This window comes from Streptomyces sp. AA4, from assembly GCF_000158875.1.
GTDB lineage: Bacteria > Actinomycetota > Actinomycetes > Mycobacteriales > Pseudonocardiaceae > Amycolatopsis.
Genome location: NZ_GG657746.1, coordinates 7,876,969 through 7,900,969 on the forward strand (window position 1 = coordinate 7,876,969; position 24,001 = coordinate 7,900,969).

The window sequence follows — 24,001 nt, forward strand, 5'->3', positions numbered from 1 at the left end:
TCACTCGCGGTAACCCGGGATCGGGAACGGCTGCAGGAACTCGCGGATCTCCGCGGCGATCGTGTCCAGCGCGCCGTCCTGCTGCGCGGTCACGGTCCGGTCGATCCAGTCCGCGACCTGCACCTGGTGCTCGGGCTTGAGCCCGCGCGTGGTGATCGCCGACGTGCCCAGCCGGATGCCGGACGGGTCGAACGGCTTGCGCGGGTCGAACGGCACGGTGTTGTAGTTCAGCTCGATGCCCGCGCGGTCCAGCGCCTGCGCGGCGGGCTTGCCGGGCACCGCCTTGTTGGTCAGGTCGATCAGGAGCAGGTGGTTGTCCGTGCCGCCGGAGACGAGGTCGTACCCGCGTTCGACCAGCGCTTCGGCCAGCGCCTTGGCGTTCGCGACGATCGTGTGCGCGTACTCGGAGAACGACGGCTGCTGCGCCTCCCCCAGCGCGACCGCGATGGCGGCCGTCGTGTGGTTGTGCGGACCGCCCTGCAGCCCCGGGAACACCGCCTTGTCGACGGCCTTGGCGTGCTCGGCGTCGGAGAGGATCATCGCGCCGCGCGGACCGCGCAGCGTCTTGTGCGTGGTCGTGGTGATGACCTGCGCGTGGCCGACCGGCGACGGGTGCGCGCCGCCCGCGATGAGGCCGGCGATGTGCGCGATGTCGGCGACCAGCACCGCGTCGACCTCGCGGGCGATCTCCGCGAACGCCGGGAAGTCGATGGTGCGCGGGATGGCCGTGCCGCCGGCGAAGATCAGCTTCGGCCGGTGCTCGCGGGCGAGGTCGCGGACCTGGTCGAGGTCGACGCGGCCGGTTTCCTTGCGGACGCCGTAGCGGACCGGCGTGAACCACTTGCCGGTCGCGGACACGCTCCAGCCGTGCGTGAGGTGGCCGCCGTCGGGCAGCGCCATGCCGAGCACGGTGTCGCCCGGTTTGGCGAACGCCAGGTACACCGCGAGGTTGGCCGGGGAACCGGAGTACGGCTGGACGTTCGCGTGGTCGACGCCGAAGACGGCCTTCGCGCGCTCGATCGCCAGCTGCTCGACCTGGTCGATGAACTGCTGGCCCTCGTAGTAGCGCTTGCCGGCGTAGCCCTCGGAGTACTTGTTGGTGAGCACGCTGCCGGTGGCTTCGAGCACCGCCTGCGAAACGTAGTTCTCGGACGCGATCAGGCGGATCTTGTCGTGCTGGCGTTTCGCCTCGTCCTCGACCAGGCCGGCGATCTGCGGATCCGCCGCGGACAGTGCGGACAGGGCGGGCTGGTGTGTCATGGCGTGCTCCGGCTCTGCAGTGGCCCGCACCCAGGCGCGCGGTGCCGGCCTCGTCGTCGCTCCCCGGTGGTGCTCCACCTCTTGAATGCGCCAGTCGCTGCTGCGGGACGAAGTTTAGTGCACCGCGCCAGCCCGCGTCCGCTCCGCGGGAACGGGCTCAGACCTGCTCGAGGCCGCCCCGGTGCCGCCGCGCGAGTTCCTGGTAGACCGCCGCGTTGTGCTCGACCCACACCCGCGCGGAATCGGTCAGCTCCACGAACTTCTTCGCCGGGCTGCCCATCGCGATCGTCTCCGCCGGGACCTCGGTGCCGGGCGTGACCGTCGAGCCCGCGGCGACGAACGCGCGCGGTCCGATCACGGCGCGGTCGAGCACCGTGGAACCGTTGCCGATCAACGCCTGTTCGCCGACCGTGCAGTCGTGCACGAGGCACTGGTGCCCGACGGTCACGTTGCGGCCGACCTCGGTCATCTCGGGTCCGGAGTGGATCACGGAGTTGTCCTGGATGTTCGCGCCCTCGCGGATGACGATCGGGCCGAAGTCCGCGCGGATCACCGCGCCGTACCAAACCGAAGCGTCCTTCTCGACGGTCACGTTGCCGATCAGGGTGGCGGTGGGGGCGATCCAGGCGTCCGGGTGAACCTTCGGGCTGACGCCGTCCAAGGAGAACAAAGGCATGCCGGGAGCCTAAGCGGCGTCAGCGGTACCCGGCGAAGCAGAGCGCCTCGATGTCGCCGCGGAGGCTCGCGGACGACCGCGGCCGGACGCGTTGCTGCACCACCGCGCCGAGCAGATAGCTCAGCAGCGAGCGGGCGCGGGCGCGCGGATCGTCGACGTCGAGCGGGGCGAGGAGTTCGACGAGCAGTTCGGTGATCGAGGTGAGCATGGCGTCGATCGCCTGCGGATGCTGCGCGCGGCCGGCCGCGATCCAGTACTCGAACCAGAGGAACGCGCCGCGCGGATGGTCGGCGAATTCGGCGAGGTAGGCCTCGGTCACCGCGAAAAGCCGCTTGCGCGGGTCGGAGTGCTTGTCCGCGACCTTGCGCAGTTCCGCGACGAAAATGTTGATGTGCGCGGCCATCGCCCGGTCGATGAGCACGTCGATGTCGGCGAAGTAGTAATGGATCGCACTCTTGGTGAGCGGCCCGGCCTCGGCGATCGCGCGTACCGTGCAGCCGGCGAGCCCTTCGCGGGCGAGGACCTGGCGAGCCGCTTCGACGATCAGTTCCTGCTTCTGCAACTGGTTGGGCGACAGCTGGGTGCTGCGGCCGGGCACGGCGGTCACGGTGATCCTCGTTACGTTTGTCAGGACGGCAGCCCTGAATCCTAGGCCAGTCGTCCCAACGTCTTCCGGCGGGTGAAAAACCGGATTGGCCACCCCGGTCCGCGCAGCGGACAATGCCCGGCATGGTGATCTCAGGGGACAAGGGGCTCAGCGAGGCGGCGCGCCGTCAGCTGGAGAAGGAAATCGCGGACCTGCGCGCGCAACGGGAGGCGCTGTCGCCGCAGCCGGGCGAGCAGGAACGCACGGGGGACGCCGCCGACCAGGCGGACGTGATCGACCGCGCCGAGGCAGCGGCGCGACTGGACCGGCAGATCGCCGACGTCACCGCGAAGCTGGAGCACGGCGCGTACGACAGCTCGCTGCTTCCCGACGGCACGCGGGTTTCGCTGCGTTTTTCCGACGGTGACGAGGAAGAGTTCACCGTGGTGACCCTTCCCGGCGAGGACGCCGACGCGATCACGTCGGACAGCCCGCTCGGTCTCGCGCTGGCCACCGCGAAAGCAGGCGAGGAAATCAGCTACCGCACCCCGCGCGGGCAAGCCACCGCGACGGTGCTGAAGCTGACGCCGCCCGCCAACTGACCACAGAGGACAGACAGTGGCCGCCCCGGGTTTCCGGGGCGGCCACTGTTATTTGTCCGCGTTGGCCACCGTTTCGGCCTGGTACGCGTACACGCCGTCCGACTCGACCGCGACGTGCCAGCCGCCGCAGTCCTTGTCCATCCGCTTGTGCTCGCCGGCCGGCCACCAGTCCGCGGTGAGGGTCGGAGCCTTCGCCTCGGCCTTTCCCGGCTTGCACAGCGCGGGAAGATCCGACGGACCTGGTTGGTAGCGCAGGATCCGTTCCGAACCGGTGGTGCGGATCAGCTCGGTGACCGACTTCGCGTCGTCGGGCACCCACGACGGAAGCCGGGCGTCCGCGTTGGCCTTGCCCTGTTTCCCGGTGTCGTAGGAGACCGCCTTCACGTGGCCGTTCGACTTCTCCTCGATCGAGGCGCCGATGCCGCAGGACGTGATCGTGGCCAGAGCCGCGATCCCGGTCGTGGTCAGTACCGCCTTGTTCCGCACGCTGTTGTTCATGGCTTCCAGTCAACGGGGACTGGCGGGCGCCGCCCTCGTTCTTCCGGCCCTTTGCCGGTGGCCAGTCGGCCGACTCCGTCACTCATCTGAGTGAAATCCCGGGTCATTCTTCGCGGTCGAGATGAGCCCGCAGCGCGGCGAGCGGACCGTCCCAGTCCCGCGCGAGGGCGGCGAGGAACTGCTGCGCGACCCGCATCGGCGCGGAATCGAGCCGGTACCGCACCCGGCGGCGTTCGCCGGGTTCCGCGGCGACCAGTCCGGCGTCGGACAGCAGTCCGAGATGCTTGGCGATCGCCTGCCGCGTGATCGGCAGCCGGGCCGCGAGGTCGGTCGCGGTCGCCGGACCCCGCGCGGCCAGTTCGGCGAGGATCGCCCGCCGGGTCGGATCGGCGAGCGCGGAGAAAACCTGCTCGGCGACCGCTTCGGAATCAGCCGGCATCGAGACTGGCCGCCAGCTCGTCCAGTTCGCGCGCCCAGCCTTCGGTGTGCGAGCGATAAGTCGCCGGATACTGGCCGTCCGGCAACTGCGCGAACCCGGATTCGACGACGGTGAGCCGGGTCCCGCCGCCCCGCTCCTGCAGGGTGAACTCGACATACGTGCGCCGCGGATCGTCCTCCGGCATCCCGTCGACCTGCCAGGTGAACCCGAACACCGCGGGCGCTTCGACGCGCTCGACCCGGATCTCGGCGCTGCGGTCGCCCGTCCACGCGACCCGCCCGAGCCCGCCCGGCCGCAGGTCGATCTCGGCCTCGTCGCCTAACCAGGCGCGCAGGCCGTCCGCCGTGGTCAGCGCGGTCCACACCGACGCGGGCGGCTGCGCCAGCTCGACCGTCCGCTCGATGCGGTCGGGAAACCCCATGCCGTGCTCCTTCCGGGCTGAGCCTAGGCAACCACACCTCTTGACGCAACCAGTCGGTTGCCATAATGTCGCAACCATTCAGTTGCGTCACTGCGCCGAGAGGAAGACCGATGAACTCCTTCACCACCGAGCTGACCGTCGACCGCACCCCCGAGGAGGTCTTCGCCGCGGTCACCGACGTCCGAGGCTGGTTCAGCGAATCGATCACCGGCACCGCGACGGAGGTCGGCGACGCGTTCTCGTTCCTCGACAAGAGCATCCCGACGAGCCGGATCCGGGTCACCGAACTCGAGCCCGGCCGCCGGATCTCCTGGCACGTCGAAGACGCGTACCTCGCCTTCATCGACCAGCACGACGAGTGGAACGACACCCGGATGACCTTCGACATCACGCCGGGCCCGGCCGGTACGACGCTGCGCTTCACCCACCACGGCCTGACTCCGGACAGCGCTTGCTACCGCGATTGCTCGCGAGGCTGGACGAGCTGCGTCAACACCAGCCTGCACGCGCTGCTCACCACCGGCGCCGGCAAGCCGATCCCGAAATCCGAGGCCCCGGAAGGACATCCGGCCGCGTAATTCCGGTCCGAATTCGCCGATCGCGAGTCCGCCCGCCCGCGGTTGTGCTAGGCAAGCGGCATGCGAAGATCCTTTTCCTTGCGAGAATCCCGATGAACGATGACGTTTCCCAGAACCTCGTCGTCTTCCGGATCAACGGCCTCCCCGAACCCGTGCTGGCCAGTGCGCCGACCCAGGCCGAGGACGCGGTCGAGCAGGCCTGGGCCAGCGTCCGGCAACAGCACAAGGTGCGCAGGTCCGCGGTTTCGGCCGTGTACAGCGAATGGCAGCCCTCCGCGGCCGACCAGAAATTCATGGCCAAGAATTTCCGGAAGGCCGAATGCACTTACAGCTTCGCCCGGCCGGCTCCCGGTGAATGGGACCGCGCGTTCGCCGAAGCCCGCGCGGTAATGGCCGAAGCCGAGCAGCGGAAAGGCGCCGAGGAGATCCTGCCGATCCTCTGGAGCGCGTCCTCGCCGCGCGCCGGACTGCTCGAGGCGCTGCCGCACCACCCGCTCGTGCCCGGCAAGCTGTCGGTCGCGCTCGCGGTGGTGTCGCGGACTCCCGAGGGCAAGATCGGGATGCAGCACATCACCCGGCACGAGCAGGAGCAGATGGACGCGCCGCTCGAGAAACTTCTCGACGTCGGGTTCGGCTGCCTGGCCCGCGGGTTGAAGTTCGAGGTGCGCAGTTCCGGCGAGGACGTGCTGGTCTCGCTCGCCAGGGAGAACCAGCTGGCGGCGTCCGCGCTCGCGCTGCCTGATCTGTACTCCCAGCTGACCCCGCACCTCGGCACGGGAGACCTGATCGTCGGCCTGCCCTGCCCGGACGAGATGTATGTCGCCAGGGAGGGTTCCCGCCCGGCGGAACTCATCCGGGAGCAGGTGCTCGCTTCGCGCTACGAGACCACGGAACTGGTCCCGTCGGTCCTGCGGCTCGGGCCCGGCGGGCTGGAACTGCTCGCCGAACGGAGCGGCTAGCCGAGATCCCCTAACGGGTGAATCTGGGGAAGCTCCGCGGACCGCCCCGGAAACGAGTCAGGCCCCGTCCGAATCGCTTCGGACGGGGCCTGGCCTGCGGAGCCGCCTGGGGGAATCGAACCCCCGACCTATTCATTACGAGTGAATCGCTCTGGCCGACTGAGCTAAGGCGGCGTGCCGCTGCGCGACGGTCATCAGTGTAGCGGAGGCGTGGTGCGTCACCTTGCGGGGGCCGCGTCGTTAGGCTCCTATGACTTCGGTCTCACTCCCCGACCCGGCGATCCACTGGAGGACCCGGCACATGCAGCGAAGACTGCCCCGTGCGCTGGCGGTACCCGCAACTGCCGCGTTGCTCCTGCTCCTGGCCGCGCCGGCCGGTGCGCAGGAGATTCCCACGACGCCGATCCCGCAGCCGAACAATCCCTCGCAGCCGCCCGCGTCGGCGCCCATCGGGCCGCAGCCGCTCGGGCACGCGGTGGGCGACGCGGGCACGGCGCTCGGCGTCCTGCGGCTGCTGCCGAACTCGGTCACCACGAGCACGATCCTTCCGGGCTTCGGCCAGACCCTGCCGAAGCAGTCCGCGCTCGAGGCGGGCATGGGCCTGTCCAGCGCGTCGGCGAACTCGGAGGCCTACCTGGCCTACGAGAAGTCGATCGCGCAGTCGTCTCCGTTCGGGCTGGCCGTCGGGGGCCAGGCTCCGCAGACGCCGGGCAGCCTCGTGCAGACCGCGCTGCCGGACAACCCGAAGGAGATCAGCGGGGGCCTGAACGCGCCGTCGAACCCGCTGCTGAACGTCGGGCTGCTCAACGGCACCGCGCACGCCCGCTGGAGCGAATCGCTCGGCCCGTGCGTGGACACGATCGCCGACGCCAGCACGTCCGTCGCGAGCCTGTCGCTGCTGAACGTCATCCCGACGCTTCCGCAGGTCCCGATCCTCGGCAGCGGCGGGCTGAACTTGTCTCCTGACCAGCTCGCGAAGGGCTTCGATCCGACGACCGGCCTGCAGAGCCTCGGCGGCCTGCTGCCCGGCAGCGGCCAGACGCCCGCCGCGGGCACCGGTTCGCTGCTGAGCCTGCCGAACACGCTGTCGTCGCGGTCGCAGGTCAAGCTCGTCGACATCCCGGGTTCGCCGAACAAGGCGGTGCAGTCGAGGTCCACGCTGCAGGCGGCGGACATCAACATCCTCAAGGGCACCCCGCTCGAGCTGAACCTGAAGGTGGCCAGCCAGCCGACGCTCACCGTCACTTCCACCGGCGACGCGAATACGTCCAAGGTGGACTACCAGGCTCCGGTGATCACCATCGCCGCCGGCGGCAAGACGCTGTACACGCTCGACGCGGCGCACCCGACCAAGGACATCCCGATCGGCCTGCCGCTCTCGCAGCTGAACCAGCAGTTCAGCGACGGCGTGAAGAACGTGCCGGTCGTCGGCGGCCTGGTCGCCACCGCGACGCAGGGCCTGCAGCAGCTCGGCGACACCACCGGGAAGGTGCTCGATCTCGGCGTGCTGCGGCTGAGCATCGCGAACCTCGACCAGAAGCAGTCCGAGGCGACCACGCCGTTCAAGGGCTACCAGATCGGCGCGGCGGCGCGGCTGCTCGACGTCCAGGTGCTGCCGACGCAGAAGCTGAAGGAACTGCTGCCGAAGCAGGCCGGCGACAACCTGCCGTCGTCACTGGCGCAGCTGTCGCTGGGCGAGCAGATCGCCCGCGCGTACGCCCCGACCGGCGGCGTCGTGTGCGGTTCGACGACGCCCCCGCCGGCTCCGCCGCAGGGTGGCGCCGCACCGGCGGGTCCGGTGAAGCACCTGGCCTACACGAACGGCGCGTACGACACGGTGCCGCTGTTCTGGACGGGTACCGCGATGCTGCTGATGGGCGTCGTGATGGTCGCGGCGTTCCCGAACCGGCGGCGTCCCGCACTGGTGCTGAAGCGGCCGACCGGCGGCCCGGACACGCCGTTCAAGCCGTCGCCGCATCCGCGCGACTGAAGCTAGACGACGGAAACGGCCCCCTCGCTGACTGGCGAGGGGGCCGTTTCCGTTGAGCTTCTCGTTGAGCTGGGTCAGCCTTGGCGAAGCGTGGTGACCATGGCTTCCACCGCGATCCGCGGCTTCACGTTGAGCCCGATGGCCTCGCGGCACTCCAGTACCGCTTCCAGGCGGCGCAGCGTCGACTCCGGCGACCAGGAAGCGGCGGCCGAGTTGATCTGCTCGGCGTGGTCGGGATGCGTCAGCGTCGCACCGGAACGCGTGCTCGTCACCAGGACGTCGCGGTAGAAGCCCGCCAGGTCGACCAGGGCGAGGTCGAGGGTGTCGCGCTGAGTTCGCGTCGCGCGGGACTTCTGGCGCTTCTCCAGCTGCTTCACCGCGGCCTCGGCGGCCCGCTTCGCTCCGGCGACGCCCTTGCCGGTGCCGTCGCCGCCCATCGCGGTGCGCAGTTCGGAGCGTTCCTGTTCGTCGCGGCCCTTGCTTTCCTCGCCCGCGTCCGCTTCCGCCGCGCTGATCAGCTGGTCGGCGCTGGTGAAAACGTCGTCCGGACGACGCAGCCCGAGCGGAATCCGCAGCACGGTGGCGCGGCGCTGCCGAGCGGCCTCGTCGGTGGCGAGGCGGCGCGCCCGGCCGACGTGGCCGTTGCACACCGACGCGGCCCAGTGGGCGCGCTCGGGATCGACGCCGTCCCGGGAGATCAGCACCTGCGCGATCGCCTCGGCGGGCGGGGTGCGCAACGGGACCAGCCGGCACCGCGAACGGATGGTGACCGAGACGTCCTCGGGGTGGTCCGACGGCGCGCACAGCAGGAAGACAGTGCGCGCTGGCGGCTCTTCCACGGCCTTGAGCAGGGCGTTCGACGCGCCTTCGGTAAGCCGGTCGGCGTCCTCGATGATCACGACCTGCCACTCGCCGGTCGTCGGCCGGCGCGCCGCCGCTTGCACGAGCGCGCGCATCTCGGCGACCGAAATGGACAGTCCTTCCGGGACGACCAGCCGCACGTCCGCGTGGGTGCCAGCCATCGTCGTGCGGCAGCCGGGACAGGCGCCACAACCGGTTCCGGTGCTGCACTGCAGGGCCGCGGCGAACGTGCGCGCGGCCACCGAACGGCCGGACCCCGGCGGCCCGGTGAGAAGCCAGGCGTGCGTCATCGCCGCAGGCGCGACAGGTTCTCCGGCAACGATCTTGGCTGCCGCGGCCGCCGCGGTGGAAAGAGTTTCCACGGCGGGTTCCTGGCCGACGAGTTCAGTCCAGACGCCGATCGGAGTGGTCACCGATCCTCCACTTTGGACACTACGGGCAGCGCGTCCGCGCCGTTCTGCGTCGCTTCCGCTTCGGCTGCCGCCGCCTCGGCGACGTCCGCCGCGGCCGCGTCTTCGGGTTCCTCCTCCGCCGGTTCCGCAGGTTCCGCGGGGGCGAGGCCGGCGAGCGAGCCGACGAAGACCGACTGGACGGCGCTGCGGACCCGGACCGCGACGTCGCGGTCCGAGCCTTCGGCGTCGACCACGACGTACCGGTCCGGGTCGGCGGCGGCCATCTCGGCGAGCAGTTTCTGCACCCACAGCTGGTCCTTCAGCGGTGGCTGCGGGTCTTCCGGATGCTCGGAGTCGAGAAGCACGGTGAGGTCCGGACGGAGCCGTCCGGTGGCCCAGTCGACCAGGCCTTCCAGCTCGTCGCGGTCCAGCTCGCCCGCCGCGGACAACGACGCGAGCGGGGAGTCGACAAAGCGCTCCATGACGACCACTGACCCGGCGTCGAGCGCGGGCTGGATCTGGCGTTCCACCAGCTCGGCGCGCACGGCCGCGGCGACGAGCGCCTGCGCCCGCACCCCGGTGAGGGCGGCGTCCGAAACGAGCGTGCGGAAGCGCTGTTCGCCGAGCGCCGGGTCGGCGGTGAGCACTACCGGCCGAGTGCCGGTGCCGAGCCAGCGCGCGAGCCGCGCGGCCTGCTCGGCGGTGTTGACGGCGGTGGTGCCCTCGATGGCGATCAGGAAGCCGTTGACGCGACGCGGGTTGCGGCGCAGCGCGTTGCGCAGGTCGCTGAAGATCTTCTCGGTGCGCCGCTCGTCCATCTGCCGGTAGGCGATGATCCCGAGCAGCACGGCGAGCAGCCCGCCGCCGAGAATGACCGGACGGGTGCCGTCGACGATGATCGGCGTGCCGAACAGGGTGACGTTGCGCTGGCGGACCAGGCCGATCAGCACCGGCGTGACCACCGTCGCGCCGAACAGCACGATCTTGAGCATCGCCTGGTAGATCGCGTTGATCCGGCCGCGGATCGCGTCCTCGACGCGGGAGCCGATGATCGTCACGCCGGTGAGGAACGCGGTGCCGGCGCAGACGCCGACGAAGGCGACCGCGCCCACCGAGATCGCCAGGTGCGGCGACAACGCGACGACGCCGAGCGCGAGCCCGGCGAGGACGATCGAGATGCCGAACAGCCGGTCGTGCGGCAGCCGGTGCGCGAGCTTCGGGGCCACCGCCATGCCGAGGGCCAGGCCGATGAAGACGGCCAGCATCAGCAGGTTGAACGCCGCGTCGCCGCCGAGCAGGGACGACGAGTACGGCTTGGCCGCGCCGATGACCGCGCCGCCGGCCGCGAACGCGCCGAACGCGCCGATCAGCAGACCGCGGACGATCGGCGTGCTGCGGACGAACTTGAGCCCGTCGCGCATCATCGCGCCGAAGCCGAACTTCTCCTCGTCGGCCCGCTTGATCTTCTGCTGCGGCGTGGAGTGGACGTCGCGGAGGGACAGTTCAGGGATGCGGGTGGCGACGAGGATGCCGCTGATCAGGTACAGCAGGCCGGTGATGACGACGACGACCTTGGCGATGTAGAGGTCGACGCCGGGGCCCTGGAAGAGGTGGAACGTGGAGTTCGCGCCGAGGATCAGCGCGTTCGCCCCGGCGGCGGTGATGACGGCGAGGCCGTAGGTCATCACCATGCCGAGCTGGTTGGCGGTCTCGACCTGCTCGGGGCGGCGCAGCAGGTTCGGCACCGCGGCGTCCTTGGACGGGATCCACATGATCGAACAGCAGCCGACCAGGAAGTTCGCCACGAACAGCCACCACGGCGCGCCGACCACGGCGATCGAAAGCAGGAACCCGCAGCGCAGCAGGTCGCAGACGACCATGATCTTGCGCCGGTCGAACCGGTCCGCGAGCAAGCCGCCGAGCGGGGCGAAGAGCAGGCCGGGCAGCAGCGCGGTGACGATGACGCCGACGAACGCGTAGTTCTGCGCGGAGTAGTTGTCGAGGAGTTTGGTGCTCAGGCTGGTGAGGTTCAGCAGGTTCAGCCAGTCGGCGACGCTGCACAGATACGTGACGCCCCACAGCCGACGAAACGGTTTGATCGCCAGCACCCGGCGGGCCCGGTGGATCGTGGACGTCCCGCCCGATCCGCCCGGGCCGGTGCCAGGCACCGACCGTACGCCCTCGCTGATACGCCCACCCCACTTGTCACGGCGGAGTCAGGCGACCCCGGCGGATCCCCCGACCGTGTAGCCGCCAGGGTAGTCCCGCCGCGGACGGCAGGAGGGCACGCCCCGTGATATCCGAGGTCAGCGGGCGTCAGCCGAACAGCCCCTTCACACTGCTCACCAGGCTAGCGATCAGCTCGATCGCGACAATTCCGAACACGATGAGCAACACCACGGCGAGCACGACGCCCGCCGTGCTGCTGGAAGGGCGGCCGAAACTGGGCATGCCGATCGAGGGCAGCCCGCGCCGGCTCTGCCGTCCGGCGAGCTCTTCCTCGATGTCGTCGTCCGCGATCTCGGTGACCCGCTTCGGCCGCGGCCGGGGCACCTTTTTCAGCAGCTGAGGAGCCTTGGTCGGCCACGTCCGCTGCCGGGGGAGCAACCCGAGAGGAACCAGGTCCGGCCGCTCGGACGGCGGAATCGGATTCGGCGTCTTGACGACTTCCTTCTTCTTGGCTTCCTCTTTCAGCGCGGCCTCGACCATCCGCTTGACCTCTTCGGGATCATGCTGAACGGGCTTGGCAGTCGGCAACGGCCGCGGCGCGCGGCTCGTGGAGATCTCGAACCCGGCGAGCGGATCGGCGAACCGCTCGTCCCCGACGTCACCGGCCAACGTCCCGTCCCGGTCTGGCCCGGAGGCGGGAAAAAACGGAGTCCCGTCGCTCGTGCTCATGGTGACCACCTCACTACGGAATGTCCGCCGAGTCCAGTGTCGGCGAGAGTACCGGTTCCCGCATCCACCCAATGGCCGCAGAACCACTGCTGCCCGCGCCGGAGGGGTGGCGAGTTCACCTGGGCCAGTGAGCTCGGGCGGACGGCCGGGCGGGCTGGCCTGCCGAGCCCAGTCAGTGTCGACGAAACGACCGCGCCACCCTGAAAGCCGTTGCGCGCGACTGAGCCGGACCCAGCCGCCCAGAGCCGCCGCCCTGCCCCGCCCGGCACCACCCGGCAGAGCGGGCAGATCGGCAATGCCGGGCAGACCGGGCCTGACCCGGCTCGCTCGGCTGGCTCGGCCGGATAGGCGGGATGGGCCGGTTGGCCGAACCGGCCAGCGTGGACGAACCGACCGACCCACCCGAGAGCCGCCGAGCGCGACTGAGCCAGACCCAGCCGCCCGGCACCACCCGGCAGAGCGGGCAGATCGGCACGCCGGGCAGAGCGGGCAGATCAACACGCCCGGCAAAGCTGGCCGCCCCGGCTCTCTCGGCTGGCTCGGCCGGCCAGCCGGCCAGCCGGACAGGCGGGACGGGCCGGTCGCCCGAACCGGCCAGCGTGGACGAACCGACCGACCCGCCCGAGAACCGCCGAGCGCGACTGAGTCAGACCCAGCCGCCCAGAGTCCCGAGCCGCGAGCACCGAGCACCGAGCACCGAGCACCGAGCCGACCGGACCAGCGCGGCTCGCCCGGACCGTCCCCGGCTCGGCCGACCAGGCCCGGCCGCGATCACATCCAGTCGAGCCCGACCAGACCGTGCCGCGATCACATCCGGTCACATCCGGTCAAGCATGACTGCGCACCGCCTCCACGATCCATGCCTCCGCGGTCCCCCGGGTAGCCGGAGACCACGTCACCACCCAGCCCCCGCCCGAACCGCGAGGGGCGGCTCGGAACTGGTATCTCCCCTGGTCGTTGTCCACCAGCCCGAACGCGCCGTGCGGGTATTCCGCCAGCACCGCGTCCCGCACCGCCAGGTCGACCAGCACCGTTCCCTGCCGCGGGCGGGCGACCGCCTGCCGGATGACGTCCAGGTCTCCCCACGCCTCCCGCGGGATCAGGCCGCTGTCGTCCGTTTCGATGCGCACCGCGGGGCCCGGACCGGGCGGGCGGTCCGGCAGGCCGTCGAACACCCAGCCGGGCAGGGCGCTGAGCATTCCGGACCGCAGCCGCGCCCGGCGGCCCAGTTTGCTCATCACCGTGGTGAAGTCCTCGTCGCCGAAGAACCGCACCTCCCACGGCTCCTCGCTCGCCGGGAACACCCCGGTGACCACTCCCCGGATGAACCCGCCGCGCAGCACTCGGTACAGCTCGACCGCTTCGGCGGTCACCTCGCCGTCGGCGGCGAGGCCGAGCGCGGCCATCCCGGCGACGAACCGCGTGTACTGCTCCACCTCCTCGGCCAGCCCGGCGCCGAGCATCGGCCCGAACGACTGCCGGACCTCCTCGGCGAGGCTCAGTCCCGACGCCGCGCCGGCGGGCTCCTCCTCGGCCAGCACGGGCGGCACCTCGAAATGCGGGTCGTAGAACTCCATCACCGAAGGCCGCTGCGGCATCTCGGCCCGCAGCGGTCCGATGACCTCGTCGATGACGTCGAAGACGACGGGTGCTGAACTGCTCACCCCGTCATTGAACACCCTGGTACCGACAATTTCTCGAACTTTTGTTCGAATCAACCCATCCGTGCGGCGAGCGGTCGGTCAACGCCGCGACACCGGATCGCCGACACGCATCGTGGGCGCGAGGAAACCGACCGTCACCACGAGCGCGCCGACCACGGCGAGCGTCCAGTGCAGGCCGATCCCGCCGCTCAGCCCGCTGACCAGCACCGGACCGGCAAGAAACCCGAGGTACCCGCACGCCGCGACAGCCGCGATCGCCCGGCCCGGCGCTTCCGGCTGTTTGCGCCCGGCCGCGCTCCACGCGAGCGGCACCATCCCGGACACCCCGAGCCCGACGACGGCGAACCCGACCACCGCGACCGCCGGCACCGGAACCACGACCACCAGCAGGAACCCCACGACCGTCACCCCGGTCGCGACCCGCATGAACAACACCGCGCCGACGCGCTCGACGACCCGGTCCGCCACCGTCCGCACCGCGATCATCGTGATCGAGAACGCGAAGTAGCCCAGCGACGCGACGGCCGCACTCGCTGCGGTGACCTCCCGGAGGTAGACCGCGCTCCAGTCGTTCACCGTGCCTTCCGCGACGAAACCGCAGAACGCGATCACGCCCAACGGGATCAATGCCTTGCTGGGCAACGCAAACGCCGCCTCGCCCTGACCACGGTCCGCCCCGGGCAAGAACTGCGAAGCGGCGAAAATCCCGAGCACCAGCAGCACCACGCCAGCACCGGTGAAGTGCGCTTCGATCGGCACCCGCCAGACCTCCATCAGCGCCGCGACGCCCGACCCGGCCAATCCGCCGATGTTCCAGAACGCGTGGAAGCCAGCGAAAATCGGCCGCCCGTAGGCCTCTTCGACGCGCGCGGCGTGCGCGTTCATCGAGACGTCCAGCAGGCTGTTGCCCACCCCGAGCACCACGAGCGCGGCGACGAACAACGGCAGATCCGGCGCGAACGCGACAAGCGGCAATCCGCCGCACAGCACCGTGGCCCCGCAAAGAACCCCGCGCCGGCTGCCGATCTTCGTGATCAGCGGTCCCGCGGCCAGCAAGGCCACCACCGAACCGGCGGCGAGCCCGAACAGCCCGATCCCGAGTTCTCCGGCGCTGAGGCCGAGTTTTCCTTGTACCGCCGGAACTCGGGCCGCCCACGAAGCGAAAGCCGCGCCGCATACCGCGAAAACCACGGAAACCGCGGCACGAGCGCGCTGCGTCTCCCCCATCCGTCCCCCTGACACGAGAAAGGGCCACCCGGAGTTTTCCAGGTGGCCCTTCGGATTCTCGTTACTTCGACTTCGTCGCGGTGCTGCTGCGCTTCGCCGGAGCCTTCTTCGCAGTCGTCGACTTCGCCGCCGTCGACTTCGCCGCTGTCGACTTGGTCGTGGTCGACTTCGCCGCAGTGGACTTCGCCGGCGCCTTACGCGTCGTGGTCCGCTTCTTCGGTGCCGGACCCTTCGCGCGCTTCTCCGCCAAAAGCTCGGCCGCGCGCTCCGCGGTGAGTTCCTCGATGCTGTCGGACTTCCGCAGCGTCGCGTTGTACTCGCCGTCGGTCACGTACGGGCCGAAGCGGCCGTCCTTGACCACCATCGGCTTGCCCGACACCGGGTCGTCGCCGAGTTCCTTCAGCGGCGGACGCGCGGTGGCCGACCGGCCGCGCTGCTTCGGCTCCGAATAGATCTTCAGTGCCTCTTCCAGCGTGATCGAGAACAGCTGGTCCTCGGTCTGGATCGACCGCGAGTCCGTGCCCTTCTTCAGGTACGGCCCGTAGCGCCCGTTCTGCGCGGTGATCTCGTCGCCCGACTCCGGGTCCTTGCCCACGACGCGCGGCAGCGAGAGCAGCTTCAGCGCGTCGTCGAGCGTGATCGTCTCGATCGACATCGACTTGAACAGCGACCCCGTACGCGGCTTCGGCAGCTTCGCCTTCGCGGCCTTCTTCTGCGCCGCGGTGGCGTCCTCGGGCAGCTCCGGCTCAGGAAGCAGCTCCGTGACGTACGGGCCGAAGCGGCCTTCCTTCGCCACGATCTCGTGTCCGCTGACCGGGTCGGTGCCCAGCACGCGGCCTTCCTGCGGCGTCGCGAAGAGCTTCTCCGCGATCTCCGGCGACAGCTCGTCCGGCGGCAGGTCCTCGGGCAGGTTCGCGCGCTGCGACTCCCCGTTGACCTCGCGCTCCAGGTACGGCCCGTAGCGGCCGACGCGCACCACGACCTGGTGCCCTTCGGCGTCGCTGAACATCGGGATCGAGTTGATCTCGCGCGCGTCGATGCCCTCGACACTGCCGTCGACCAGCTTCTTCAGCCCGCCGAGGCGGCCGACCGAGCCCTCGACGCCGAAGTCGCCGCCGAAGTAGAACTTCGACAGCCATTCGACGCGGTGCTCGTCGCCGTTGGCGATGCGGTCCAGCTCGTCCTCGAGACCGGCGGTGAAGTTGTAGTCCACCAGCCGCTCGAAATGCCGCTCCATCAGCCCGACCACGGCGAACGCGACCCACGAGGGCACCAGCGCGGAACCCTTCTTCCACACGTAGCCGCGGTCCTGGATGGTCTTGATGATCGACGCGTACGTCGACGGGCGGCCGATGCCCAGCTCTTCCAGCTTGCTGACCAGGCTCGGCTCGGAGTAGCGCGCGGGCGGCGACGTGGAGTGGCCGTCCGCGGACAGCTCGGGCGCGGTGAGGGCCTGGTCCTTGGCCAGGACCGGGAGCCGGCTCTGCTTGTCGTCGGCCTCGCCGCCGGCCTCGGTGTCGACTGCCTCGACGTACGCCTTCAAGAAGCCGGCGAAGGTGATCGTGCGGCCCGAAGCGGCGAAGGTGCATTCCTCGCCGGTCGCGGCGGTGCCGACGATGCGCACCGACATCGTGGTGCCCTTCGCGTCCGCCATCTGCGACGCGATCGTGCGCTGCCAGATCATCTCGTAGAGCCGGAACTCGTCGGTGTCCAGCTCTTTCGCGACCTGGCCCGGCGTACGGAAGACCTCGCCCGACGGACGGATCGCCTCGTGCGCTTCCTGCGCGTTCTTCACCTTGCGCGTGTACTGGCGCGGCGACGGCGAGACGTATTCCTTGCCGTACAGCTGCGTCGCCTGGTTGCGCGCGGCCGTGATCGCCGACTCCGACAGCGTCGTGGAGTCGGTACGCATATAAGTGATGTAACCGTTCTCGTACAGCTTCTGCGCGATCCGCATCGTGCGCTCGGAAGTGAAGCGCAGCTTGCGGCCAGCTTCCTGCTGCAGCGTGGACGTCATGAACGGCGCGTACGGCTTGCGCGTGTACGGCTTCTCCTCGACGCTCGCGACCTTGAAGTCGCGCTCGCTCAACGCCTGGGCCAGCGCCCGCGCGTCCGATTCGCCGAGCACGCGGATGTCCGCGGCGTTGCCCTTGAGCTGCCCGTTGGAGTCGAAGTCGCGACCCGTCGCCAGGCGCGAGCCGTCGACCGCGACGAGGCGCGCGGGGAACGTACGCGGCGAAGCGTCCTCGCCGGCGTCCATGGTCGCCGAGATGTCCCAGTACGACGCCGAGGTGAAGCGCATCCGCTCGCGCTCGCGCTCCACGACGATCCGCGTCGCGACGGACTGCACGCGGCCCGCCGAGAGCTTCGGCATGACCTTCTTCCACAGCACCGGCGAGACCTCATAGCCGTAAAGCCGGTCGAGGATGCGGCGGGTCTCCTGCGCGTCGACGAGGTCGGCGTCCAGCTCGCGGGTGGCCGCGGCGGCGGCCTGGATGGCCTGCTCGGTGACCTCGTGGAAGACCATCCGGCGCACCGGGACCTTGGGCTTCAGGGTCTCCAGCAGGTGCCAGGCGATGGCCTCGCCCTCGCGGTCGGGGTCCGTCGCGAGGTAGAGCTCGTCGACGTCCTTCAGCAGCCCCTTCAGCTCGGTGACCTTGGACTTCTTGTCCGGGGTGACGATGTAGAGCGGTTTGAAGTCGTTGTCGATGTCGACGCCGAGCCGGGCCCACGATTCGCCCTTGTACTGCGCGGGGACGTCGGCGGCGCCGCGGGGCAGGTCCCGGATGTGCCCGACGGAGGACTCGACGACGTAGTTGCCGCCGAGATAGGGGGCGATCTTGCGGGCCTTGGTTGGCGACTCGACGATCACCAGCCGCCGTCGATCGGCACCGTTGCCCCCGGTGCCGCTCTTCTTGGTCCGTGTTCCTGCCACGCTGCCCTGCTCTCCACTCATCTCCGCGCCGCCGCAGCGGCGCTCTCCCCCCTGCACCAGAGGGGTACTGCGCCCGCGTCTCGACCTGTCAGTGTGCACGTCCCCGGTGTCCGCGCAGCGCCGAGGTGCCCTGACGAGCCGCCGGGTCCCTGCCCGTCGGATCGCCGCTGACCTCGGCGATGTTTCTCCTCCACACCTAGCACGTGATGTCGGACACGTGCCGTGCAGGGTAACCGGTCAGCCAGCCGATACCCTCCGTTAGACGGTGGCGGGTCCCCGGATGGCGACGGTTCACTTATTCCTCCCCCCAGCCGAAAGGAACCCACCATGATCCGCCGACTGGTTGGCGTCGCGATCGCCGTCACGGCGACATTCGCGCTGGTCACCGCCCCCGAAGCAAGTGCGGCGACCACCACGTTCACCGGTGCCGTGGCGCTGTCCAACTGTTCCGGTTCGGTCGTGAAACCGGCCGCCACGCCGATGGACGCGCCCGCCCTGGTCCTGTCGAACGGGCACTGCCTCGAGGAAGGCATGCCCGATCCGGGACAGGTGATCGTCGGGCAGGCCTCGAACCGCTCGTTCGACCTGCTGTCGCCGGACGGGCAGAGCTCGGTGGGCACCGTGACCGCGACCAAGGTCGTCTACGCGACGATGACCGACACCGACATCTCGCTGTACCAGCTGAGCGACACCTACGCCGACATCCAGCAGAAGTACAGCGTGCCGCCGCTCGAACTGGTGAACACGCATCCGCAGGCGGGCACGCCGATCGACGTGGTGTCCGGGTACTGGAAGCAGATCTACTCCTGCTCGATCGACGGGTTCGTGCACGAACTGCACGAGAACAACTGGGTCTGGAAGGACTCGATCCGGTACGTCCCGGGCTGCGCGACCATCGGCGGCACGTCCGGTTCGCCGGTCGTCGACCGCGACACCGGCAAGGTCATCGGCGTGAACAACACGTCCAACGACAACGGCGAGAGCTGCACGCTGAACAACCCGTGCGAGGTCGACGAGGCCGGCAACGTGACCGTGCGGCCGAACTACAAGTACGGCCAGGAGACCTACGGTATTCCCGCCTGTCTGACCCCCGCCAACGAGATCGACCTCAACCAGCAGGGCTGCACCCTGCCGAAACCGTAAGACACCTGCTCGGAAAGGTCCCTCGTCGCTCCGCTGAGCGATGGGGGACCTTTTTATTGCGCGCCTACCCCACGGCCTCCAGTAAATACTGTGAAGGGCTCTCCGCCGGAGCGCCTCGGCGCGGCTCGCCCGGCGTCCGTTCGCGGCGCTCACCGGCCGGCGGCAGTTCTGGCCACACCGCCTCCGCCCCGGCCGGAGGTTCGCCGATCAGCTCCAGCAGACCGGCCAGCTTCCGCCGCCCGCTCACGCGCACCGCGGGCTGCTCCGCCTTCGGCCCGAGCAACCGCGCGTGGACGCCCAGCGGCGCGAGCACGGTCAGCAGTTCCTCGTGCGTCCCTGGGGCCAGCGGATCGACGCCCAGCAGGTAACCGCCCGGTTCGGGCCGGCCGGCCGCCAGCGCCCACATCCGCAGCATCGCGCCGCTCAGCCGGAAACCGCCGGGCACCGCCTTGCCCGAGTCGTCCTCCGTCGGACCGGTGTGTCCCGGCCGGAGCCATTGTTCGGCGAGACCGAGCAGGTCGACCCGGAACGACGTGCGCACCTGCGGACTGCCGCATTCGGCCACCGCGACCTGCGCGTCCGCGCCCCGGCTACGGCATTCCCGCGCCAGCACGCGAGCCCGCCACGGCTCGTCGACCAGCACCGACAGCCGCGCCGCCGTGCGGCCGAACCCGGTGATCTGCCCTTGGCAGCACAACAGCCCGGCCAGGTCGGGCAGGCCCGGGCCGGTCGCCTCCGCCGAGAACAGCGAGATCGTCCGATCCACGCCGCGATGATAGAACACAAGTTCGATTGAAGGCGAGCGTCACGCCGAGGTTTTTGCCGAGCACTCAGCGTTGTCGGTATAGTTATACCGGTAGATGTCGACCCGGGGAGCGGAAATGTTCGAGGTCGCCGAGCGCGTCCAGATCCGGGACGAACTGCTCGCCTTGGCGCGGCAGGACACGGACATCGTCGGCGCCGCGCTGGTCGGATCGGCCGCGCGCGGCGCCGAGGACCGGTGGTCGGACGTCGATCTCGTCCTCCAGCTCGCGGAGGACGCGGACGAGCCCGCGGTCGTCGCACGCTGGACCCGCTCGCTCGACAAGAAATACGGAGTCGCCGACACCCTCGACGTGACCTCGCGCGAGGGAGTTCGCTACCGGGTCTTCCTTCTCGATTCCTCGCTCCAGGTCGACTTGTCGTTCTGGCCGCGAGATCTGTTCCGGGCCACCGAAAACGGCTTCCGGCTCGTTTTCGGCCAAGCCAACGAACCGACCCGCGCCGCGGAACCGGGCAGCGCGCACGTGATCGGCATGGCCTGGCTGTACGCGTTGCACGCCCGTTCGGCGATCGCCCGCGGCCGGACGTGGCAAGCCGTCCTGATGCTCGACGACCTGCGCGCCCAGATCATCACGCTGGAATGCCTGCGGCACGGCCTGAATCCTTGGCACGGCCGCGAAGTCGACCGGCTGCCCGAACCGGTGCTGGAGACGTTGCGAGACGGCCGGGCGACGTCGGTCAGCTTGCCTGAACTCGAACGCTCCCGGCAGGCGCTGCTTCAGCATTACCTGGCCGCGGTGGAACACCACGATGCGGAACGAGCCGTCGCCCTTCGCCGGGCACTCGATCCGGATCAGCGTGGCGCAGGCGGGACCACCAACTGCTGACAGCCTGCCGCGCGTTTCCCCGCCGCGGACAGGGCTGGCGTCGCGTCCAGGCCCTTGAGGACGTCGAGCCGGGAAATCTCGTCGATCGCCGATTGGGCGTCGTCCAGCGCCGCCTTGACCTGGTCGGGAGTGCTGGCCGCGTCGAGCTTGCCGCGCACCTCGTCCGCCTGGTGCCGCACCGAAGTGAACTGGCCGAGCAAAGCCGTGCGCGCCGGTTCGCCGCCCGGCAGCGGCGCGGGACCGACGCGGTGCAAACCGGAGACGGTCTGGTCGATGCCGGTGGCGACCGACGCCAGGAGATCGCTCGAGGTACGGGTGGCCTGCGCTGACGAACTCGGGTCGATCGAGGGCAGATTCGCCAGCGCACGAACCAGATGCGTGACCGCCCCGCAGTACCCGTCGGCCCATTTCGCGGCCGGATCGGATTGGGCCGCCGCCTCCGCGTGCCCGCCGGAGACGACCTGCTCGCCCGGCGGCGGCGCCTGCCCGCAGCCCGTGAGCCCCAAGCCGATTCCCGTTGCCAGCGCGGCTAAACCGGTCCACCGCGGCCGCACCCGCACCACTCCTGTCCGTCGAAATCCGTGTCCTCCGCACGGTACCGACCCGCCAGTAGTCCGCAACTCGCCCCGGGCCGCGGACGCGAACGGGCCCGGCACGCGAAGGCGTACCGGGCCCGAATGGAGCAATGCGTCAGGCTTTCGCCTCCGCCGGAGTCTCCGACATGACGCTGCCGCGCCGCTTGGACACTACGATCGCCGCGACGATCACCGCGACCGCGACGACCGCGATCACGATCCGCCACGTCGTGTCCGCGCCGCCGCCGAGCGTCAGCGTGACCACCGCGGGCGCGATCAGCACCGAGACCAGGTTCATGACCTTGATCAGCGGGTTGATCGCGGGACCGGCGGTGTCCTTGAACGGGTCGCCGACGGTGTCGCCGATGATCGTCGCCTCGTGCGCGTCGGAACCCTTGCCGCCGTGGTTGCCGTCCTCGACGAGCTTCTTGGCGTTGTCCCAGGCGCCACCGGAGTTGGCGAGGAAGATCGCCATCAGCGTGCCGGTCGCGATCGCGCCCGCCAGGTACCCGGCGAGCGCGCCGGTGCCGAGCCCGAAACCGACCGCGATCGGCGCGAACACGGCCAGCAGACCCGGCGTCGCCAGCTCCCGCAGCGAATCGCGGGTGACGATGTCGACGACCCGGCCGTACTCGGGCCGCGTGGTGCCCTCCATGATCCCGGGGATGTCGCGGAACTGGCGGCGCACCTCGTACACCACCGCGCCGGCGGCACGCGAAACCGCGTTGACCGCGAGACCGGAGAAGAGGAACACGACCGCCGCGCCGACGATCACGCCGACCAGCGTGTTCGGGCTGACGACCTGGTTGACGAACGAGCTGACCGCGGTGACCGCGCCCTCGCCGCGTTCGGCCACGGTCTTCGCGATCGCGTCCGAATAGGAGCCGAACAGCGCCGTCGCCGCCAGCACCGCGGTGGCGATCGCGATGCCCTTGGTGATCGCCTTGGTGGTGTTGCCGACCGCGTCCAGTTCGGTGAGGATCTGCGCGGCCTTCTCGTCGACGTCGCCGGACATCTCGGCGATGCCCTGCGCGTTGTCCGAGACCGGGCCGAAAGTGTCCATCGCGACGATGACGCCGACCGTGGTCAGCAGGCCAGTGCCGGCCAGCGCCACCGCGAACAGCGCGACACCGCCGCCGAGCAGGTACGCGCCGAACACGGCCGCGCCGATCACCAGCGCGGTGTACACGGCGGACTCGAACCCGACCGAGATGCCGGACAGGATCACCGTCGCCGCACCGGTTTCCGACGTCTTGCCGACGTCCTGGACCGGCTTGTGCTCGGTGCCAGTGTAGTAGCCGGTAATGCGCAGGATCAGCGCGGCGAGCACGATGCCGATGATCACCGAAACCGTCGCGATCACCGCCGGGTTGCCGGTGTTGTGCGAGAAGCCCTCGCCGAAGTCGGCGAAGCTGCTCGGCAGGTACACGAACGCGGCGACCGCCGACAGCACCGCGGAAATGACCGCGGAGATGTAGAACGAGCGGTTGATCGTGACGAGGCCGCCCTCGCCCGCGCGCGCCTTCGTGATGTAGACGCCGATCACCGCGGTGATCACGCCGATGGCGGGCACGATCAGCGGGAAGATCAGGCCGGACGCGCCGAACGCGGAGCTGCCGAGGATCAGCGCGGCGACGAGCATCACCGCGTAGGACTCGAAAAGGTCCGCGGCCATGCCAGCGCAGTCGCCCACGTTGTCGCCGACGTTGTCGGCGATCGTCGCGGCGTTGCGCGGGTCGTCCTCGGGGATACCCTGTTCCACCTTGCCGACCAGGTCGGCGCCGACGTCGGCGGCCTTCGTGAAGATGCCACCGCCGACTCGCATGAACATGGCGATCAGCGCCGCGCCGAAACCGAAGCCCTCCAACACCTTCGGTGCCTGGCCGGTGTAGACGAGCACCACGAGCGCCGCGCCGAAGAGGCCGAGCCCGACGGTGATCATGCCGACCACGCCGCCGGTGCGGAACGCCACGCGCATCGCCTTCTCGCGACCGCCCTCCTCGCGCGACGCGGCCGCCACGCGCAGGTTCGCCTGCGTGGCCAGCCACATGCCGAGGTAGCCGATGGTGAACGAGAACGCCGCCCCGACGAGGAAGAAGATCGACCGGCCGATCCGTTCGCGCCAGTCGTCCGCGGGAAGCGCGAACAGGAGCAGGAACACGATCACGCCGAAGATGGCGAGGGTGTTGCGCTGCCGCTTCAGGTATGCGGCCGCACCTTCCTGCACTGCCTTGGCGATGTCCTGCATCTTGGCGGTGCCCTGGCCCGCGGCCAGCACCTCCTTGAGCAGGACGTAACCGATGGCCAGTGCGACAAGGGCGACCACGGCGACCACACCGACGATGGTGTAGCCACCCCCGGAGAGCGTGATACCGCCCTCCGCGAGGAACTGCCGGGACATTCGTCCTCCTGGGAACGCCGTCTGGCCAGCGCGGGCCCGTCGTACCCGGCGCGCCTGCACTGGCGGGGATCTGTGCCGAAGGACACGCTAGCCGTGCGAGCAATGCACGTCTCACATGACTCTCGCCACAGTGGGTGTGGATCGAGGGAGTGTATTGGTAGTGCTCCGCCCGTCCGCAATGCGTCCCGGCGAGAGCACGTTCGGTAACCTTGTGTGATTGCTCACTGGATCGATCTCGGCCCGGTTT

At 69.9% G+C, this 24,001-nt stretch carries 21 protein-coding genes and 1 tRNA gene; 6 read left to right on the forward strand and 16 right to left on the reverse strand.

Features of this window, described 5'->3' with window-relative positions; genetic code table 11:
• The 3 genes from glyA to SSMG_RS35965 form a co-directional block, all read right to left on the reverse strand.
• Window positions 1-1,260, reverse strand: coding sequence for a serine hydroxymethyltransferase (gene glyA, locus SSMG_RS35955; RefSeq protein WP_009084327.1), 1,260 nt, complete (start codon window positions 1,258-1,260; stop codon window positions 1-3).
• A gap of 157 nt (window positions 1,261-1,417) precedes the next feature.
• Window positions 1,418-1,936, reverse strand: a complete 519-nt coding sequence (locus SSMG_RS35960; RefSeq protein WP_009084329.1) for a gamma carbonic anhydrase family protein — start codon at window positions 1,934-1,936, stop codon at window positions 1,418-1,420.
• A gap of 19 nt (window positions 1,937-1,955) precedes the next feature.
• A complete protein-coding gene (locus SSMG_RS35965) occupies window positions 1,956-2,543 on the reverse strand; it encodes a TetR/AcrR family transcriptional regulator (RefSeq protein WP_037715976.1) in 588 nt (195 codons plus the stop codon).
• 122 nt (window positions 2,544-2,665) lie between these two features.
• On the opposite strand from SSMG_RS35965, the gene SSMG_RS35970 reads away from it, so the two are divergent.
• On the forward strand, window positions 2,666-3,124 hold the full coding sequence (locus tag SSMG_RS35970; RefSeq protein WP_037715978.1) for a GreA/GreB family elongation factor: 459 nt from the start codon (window positions 2,666-2,668) through the stop codon (window positions 3,122-3,124).
• Window positions 3,125-3,172: 48 nt separating this feature from the next.
• Here the strand turns inward: SSMG_RS35970 and SSMG_RS35975 are convergent, their stop codons facing one another.
• The 3 genes from SSMG_RS35975 to SSMG_RS35985 all read right to left on the reverse strand — a co-directional run bounded on the left by SSMG_RS35975 (window position 3,173) and on the right by SSMG_RS35985 (window position 4,482).
• Window positions 3,173-3,622 (reverse strand): hypothetical protein, encoded by a 450-nt coding sequence (locus tag SSMG_RS35975; protein WP_009084335.1) that lies wholly within the window; start codon window positions 3,620-3,622, stop codon window positions 3,173-3,175.
• 103 nt (window positions 3,623-3,725) lie between these two features.
• A complete protein-coding gene (locus SSMG_RS35980; protein ID WP_009084337.1) occupies window positions 3,726-4,061 on the reverse strand; it encodes a helix-turn-helix transcriptional regulator in 336 nt (111 codons plus the stop codon).
• The gene (locus SSMG_RS35985) at window positions 4,051-4,482 is read right to left on the reverse strand and encodes an SRPBCC domain-containing protein (protein ID WP_037715980.1); all 432 of its coding nucleotides are present in this window, start codon (window positions 4,480-4,482) and stop codon (window positions 4,051-4,053) included. Before SSMG_RS35985 ends, SSMG_RS35980 begins: the two co-directional genes overlap by 11 nt.
• Before the next feature lie 110 nt (window positions 4,483-4,592).
• Between SSMG_RS35985 and SSMG_RS35990 the strand changes: the two genes are divergently transcribed.
• Entirely contained in the window at window positions 4,593-5,060 is a 468-nt protein-coding gene (locus SSMG_RS35990; RefSeq protein ID WP_009084342.1) for an SRPBCC domain-containing protein, read from the forward strand.
• 92 nt (window positions 5,061-5,152) lie between these two features.
• Window positions 5,153-6,019 (forward strand): hypothetical protein, encoded by an 867-nt coding sequence (locus SSMG_RS35995; protein WP_009084344.1) that lies wholly within the window; start codon window positions 5,153-5,155, stop codon window positions 6,017-6,019.
• 100 nt (window positions 6,020-6,119) lie between these two features.
• On the opposite strand, the gene SSMG_RS36000 is transcribed toward SSMG_RS35995, so the two are convergent.
• Window positions 6,120-6,193: transfer RNA gene (locus SSMG_RS36000), tRNA-Thr, on the reverse strand.
• Between the two features lie 127 nt (window positions 6,194-6,320).
• On the opposite strand from SSMG_RS36000, the gene SSMG_RS36005 reads away from it, so the two are divergent.
• Entirely contained in the window at window positions 6,321-8,009 is a 1,689-nt protein-coding gene (locus SSMG_RS36005; RefSeq protein WP_009084346.1) for a hypothetical protein, read from the forward strand.
• 74 nt (window positions 8,010-8,083) lie between these two features.
• Here SSMG_RS36005 and SSMG_RS36010 read toward each other — a convergent pair whose 3' ends face one another.
• From SSMG_RS36010 to topA, 6 genes are all read right to left on the reverse strand, one after another.
• Window positions 8,084-9,283, reverse strand: a complete 1,200-nt coding sequence (locus tag SSMG_RS36010) for a DNA polymerase III subunit delta' (protein ID WP_009084348.1) — start codon at window positions 9,281-9,283, stop codon at window positions 8,084-8,086.
• A complete protein-coding gene (locus tag SSMG_RS36015) occupies window positions 9,280-11,430 on the reverse strand; it encodes a dTMP kinase (RefSeq protein WP_009084349.1) in 2,151 nt (716 codons plus the stop codon). Before SSMG_RS36015 ends, SSMG_RS36010 begins: the two co-directional genes overlap by 4 nt.
• Window positions 11,431-11,578: 148 nt before the next feature.
• The gene (locus SSMG_RS36020; protein ID WP_199786080.1) at window positions 11,579-12,160 is read right to left on the reverse strand and encodes a hypothetical protein; all 582 of its coding nucleotides are present in this window, start codon (window positions 12,158-12,160) and stop codon (window positions 11,579-11,581) included.
• An 827-nt stretch (window positions 12,161-12,987) separates the two neighbouring features.
• Complete coding sequence (locus SSMG_RS36025) at window positions 12,988-13,824, reverse strand: ESX secretion-associated protein EspG (protein WP_199786081.1); 837 nt, start codon at window positions 13,822-13,824, stop codon at window positions 12,988-12,990.
• Between the two features lie 78 nt (window positions 13,825-13,902).
• The gene (locus tag SSMG_RS36030) at window positions 13,903-15,051 is read right to left on the reverse strand and encodes an MFS transporter (RefSeq protein ID WP_050788357.1); all 1,149 of its coding nucleotides are present in this window, start codon (window positions 15,049-15,051) and stop codon (window positions 13,903-13,905) included.
• Window positions 15,052-15,112: 61 nt separating this feature from the next.
• Complete coding sequence (gene topA / locus SSMG_RS36035) at window positions 15,113-17,986, reverse strand: type I DNA topoisomerase (RefSeq protein WP_009084356.1); 2,874 nt, start codon at window positions 17,984-17,986, stop codon at window positions 15,113-15,115.
• Window positions 17,987-18,313: 327 nt separating this feature from the next.
• Here topA and SSMG_RS36040 point away from each other — a divergent pair, with 327 nt between their 5' ends.
• Entirely contained in the window at window positions 18,314-19,129 is an 816-nt protein-coding gene (locus SSMG_RS36040) for a serine protease (protein WP_037715987.1), read from the forward strand.
• Window positions 19,130-19,193: 64 nt separating this feature from the next.
• Here SSMG_RS36040 and SSMG_RS36045 read toward each other — a convergent pair whose 3' ends face one another.
• Window positions 19,194-19,895: a hypothetical protein gene (locus SSMG_RS36045; protein ID WP_009084360.1), complete on the reverse strand. Its 702-nt coding sequence runs from the start codon at window positions 19,893-19,895 to the stop codon at window positions 19,194-19,196.
• Between the two features lie 94 nt (window positions 19,896-19,989).
• Between SSMG_RS36045 and SSMG_RS36050 the strand changes: the two genes are divergently transcribed.
• Window positions 19,990-20,778 carry a nucleotidyltransferase domain-containing protein gene (locus SSMG_RS36050; RefSeq protein WP_009084362.1) on the forward strand — a complete coding sequence of 263 codons (789 nt, stop codon included), beginning with the start codon at window positions 19,990-19,992 and terminating at the stop codon, window positions 20,776-20,778.
• Here the strand turns inward: SSMG_RS36050 and SSMG_RS36055 are convergent.
• Both SSMG_RS36055 and SSMG_RS36060 read right to left on the reverse strand, forming a co-directional pair.
• Window positions 20,745-21,332, reverse strand: a complete 588-nt coding sequence (locus SSMG_RS36055; RefSeq protein WP_037718570.1) for a hypothetical protein — start codon at window positions 21,330-21,332, stop codon at window positions 20,745-20,747. The genes SSMG_RS36050 and SSMG_RS36055 overlap by 34 nt on opposite strands.
• 136 nt (window positions 21,333-21,468) lie before the next feature.
• The gene (locus tag SSMG_RS36060) at window positions 21,469-23,754 is read right to left on the reverse strand and encodes a sodium-translocating pyrophosphatase (protein WP_037715989.1); all 2,286 of its coding nucleotides are present in this window, start codon (window positions 23,752-23,754) and stop codon (window positions 21,469-21,471) included.
• Window positions 23,755-24,001 lie beyond the last annotated feature (247 nt).

Bases quoted from the DNA above. Each gene is read 5' to 3' on its own strand.
- glyA (WP_009084327.1), bottom strand. From the start codon at position 1,260: ATGACACACCAGCCCGCCCTGTCCGCACTGTCCGCGGCGGATCCGCAG.
- SSMG_RS35960 (WP_009084329.1), bottom strand. From the start codon at position 1,936: ATGCCTTTGTTCTCCTTGGACGGCGTCAGCCCGAAGGTTCACCCGGAC.
- SSMG_RS35970 (WP_037715978.1), top strand. From the start codon at position 2,666: ATGGTGATCTCAGGGGACAAGGGGCTCAGCGAGGCGGCGCGCCGTCAG.
- SSMG_RS35975 (WP_009084335.1), bottom strand. From the start codon at position 3,622: ATGAACAACAGCGTGCGGAACAAGGCGGTACTGACCACGACCGGGATC.
- SSMG_RS35980 (WP_009084337.1), bottom strand. From the start codon at position 4,061: ATGCCGGCTGATTCCGAAGCGGTCGCCGAGCAGGTTTTCTCCGCGCTC.
- SSMG_RS35985 (WP_037715980.1), bottom strand. From the start codon at position 4,482: ATGGGGTTTCCCGACCGCATCGAGCGGACGGTCGAGCTGGCGCAGCCG.
- SSMG_RS35990 (WP_009084342.1), top strand. From the start codon at position 4,593: ATGAACTCCTTCACCACCGAGCTGACCGTCGACCGCACCCCCGAGGAG.
- SSMG_RS35995 (WP_009084344.1), top strand. From the start codon at position 5,153: ATGAACGATGACGTTTCCCAGAACCTCGTCGTCTTCCGGATCAACGGC.
- SSMG_RS36005 (WP_009084346.1), top strand. From the start codon at position 6,321: ATGCAGCGAAGACTGCCCCGTGCGCTGGCGGTACCCGCAACTGCCGCG.
- SSMG_RS36020 (WP_199786080.1), bottom strand. From the start codon at position 12,160: ATGAGCACGAGCGACGGGACTCCGTTTTTTCCCGCCTCCGGGCCAGAC.
- SSMG_RS36030 (WP_050788357.1), bottom strand. From the start codon at position 15,051: ATGGGGGAGACGCAGCGCGCTCGTGCCGCGGTTTCCGTGGTTTTCGCG.
- SSMG_RS36040 (WP_037715987.1), top strand. From the start codon at position 18,314: ATGATCCGCCGACTGGTTGGCGTCGCGATCGCCGTCACGGCGACATTC.
- SSMG_RS36050 (WP_009084362.1), top strand. From the start codon at position 19,990: ATGTCGACCCGGGGAGCGGAAATGTTCGAGGTCGCCGAGCGCGTCCAG.
- SSMG_RS36060 (WP_037715989.1), bottom strand. From the start codon at position 23,754: ATGTCCCGGCAGTTCCTCGCGGAGGGCGGTATCACGCTCTCCGGGGGT.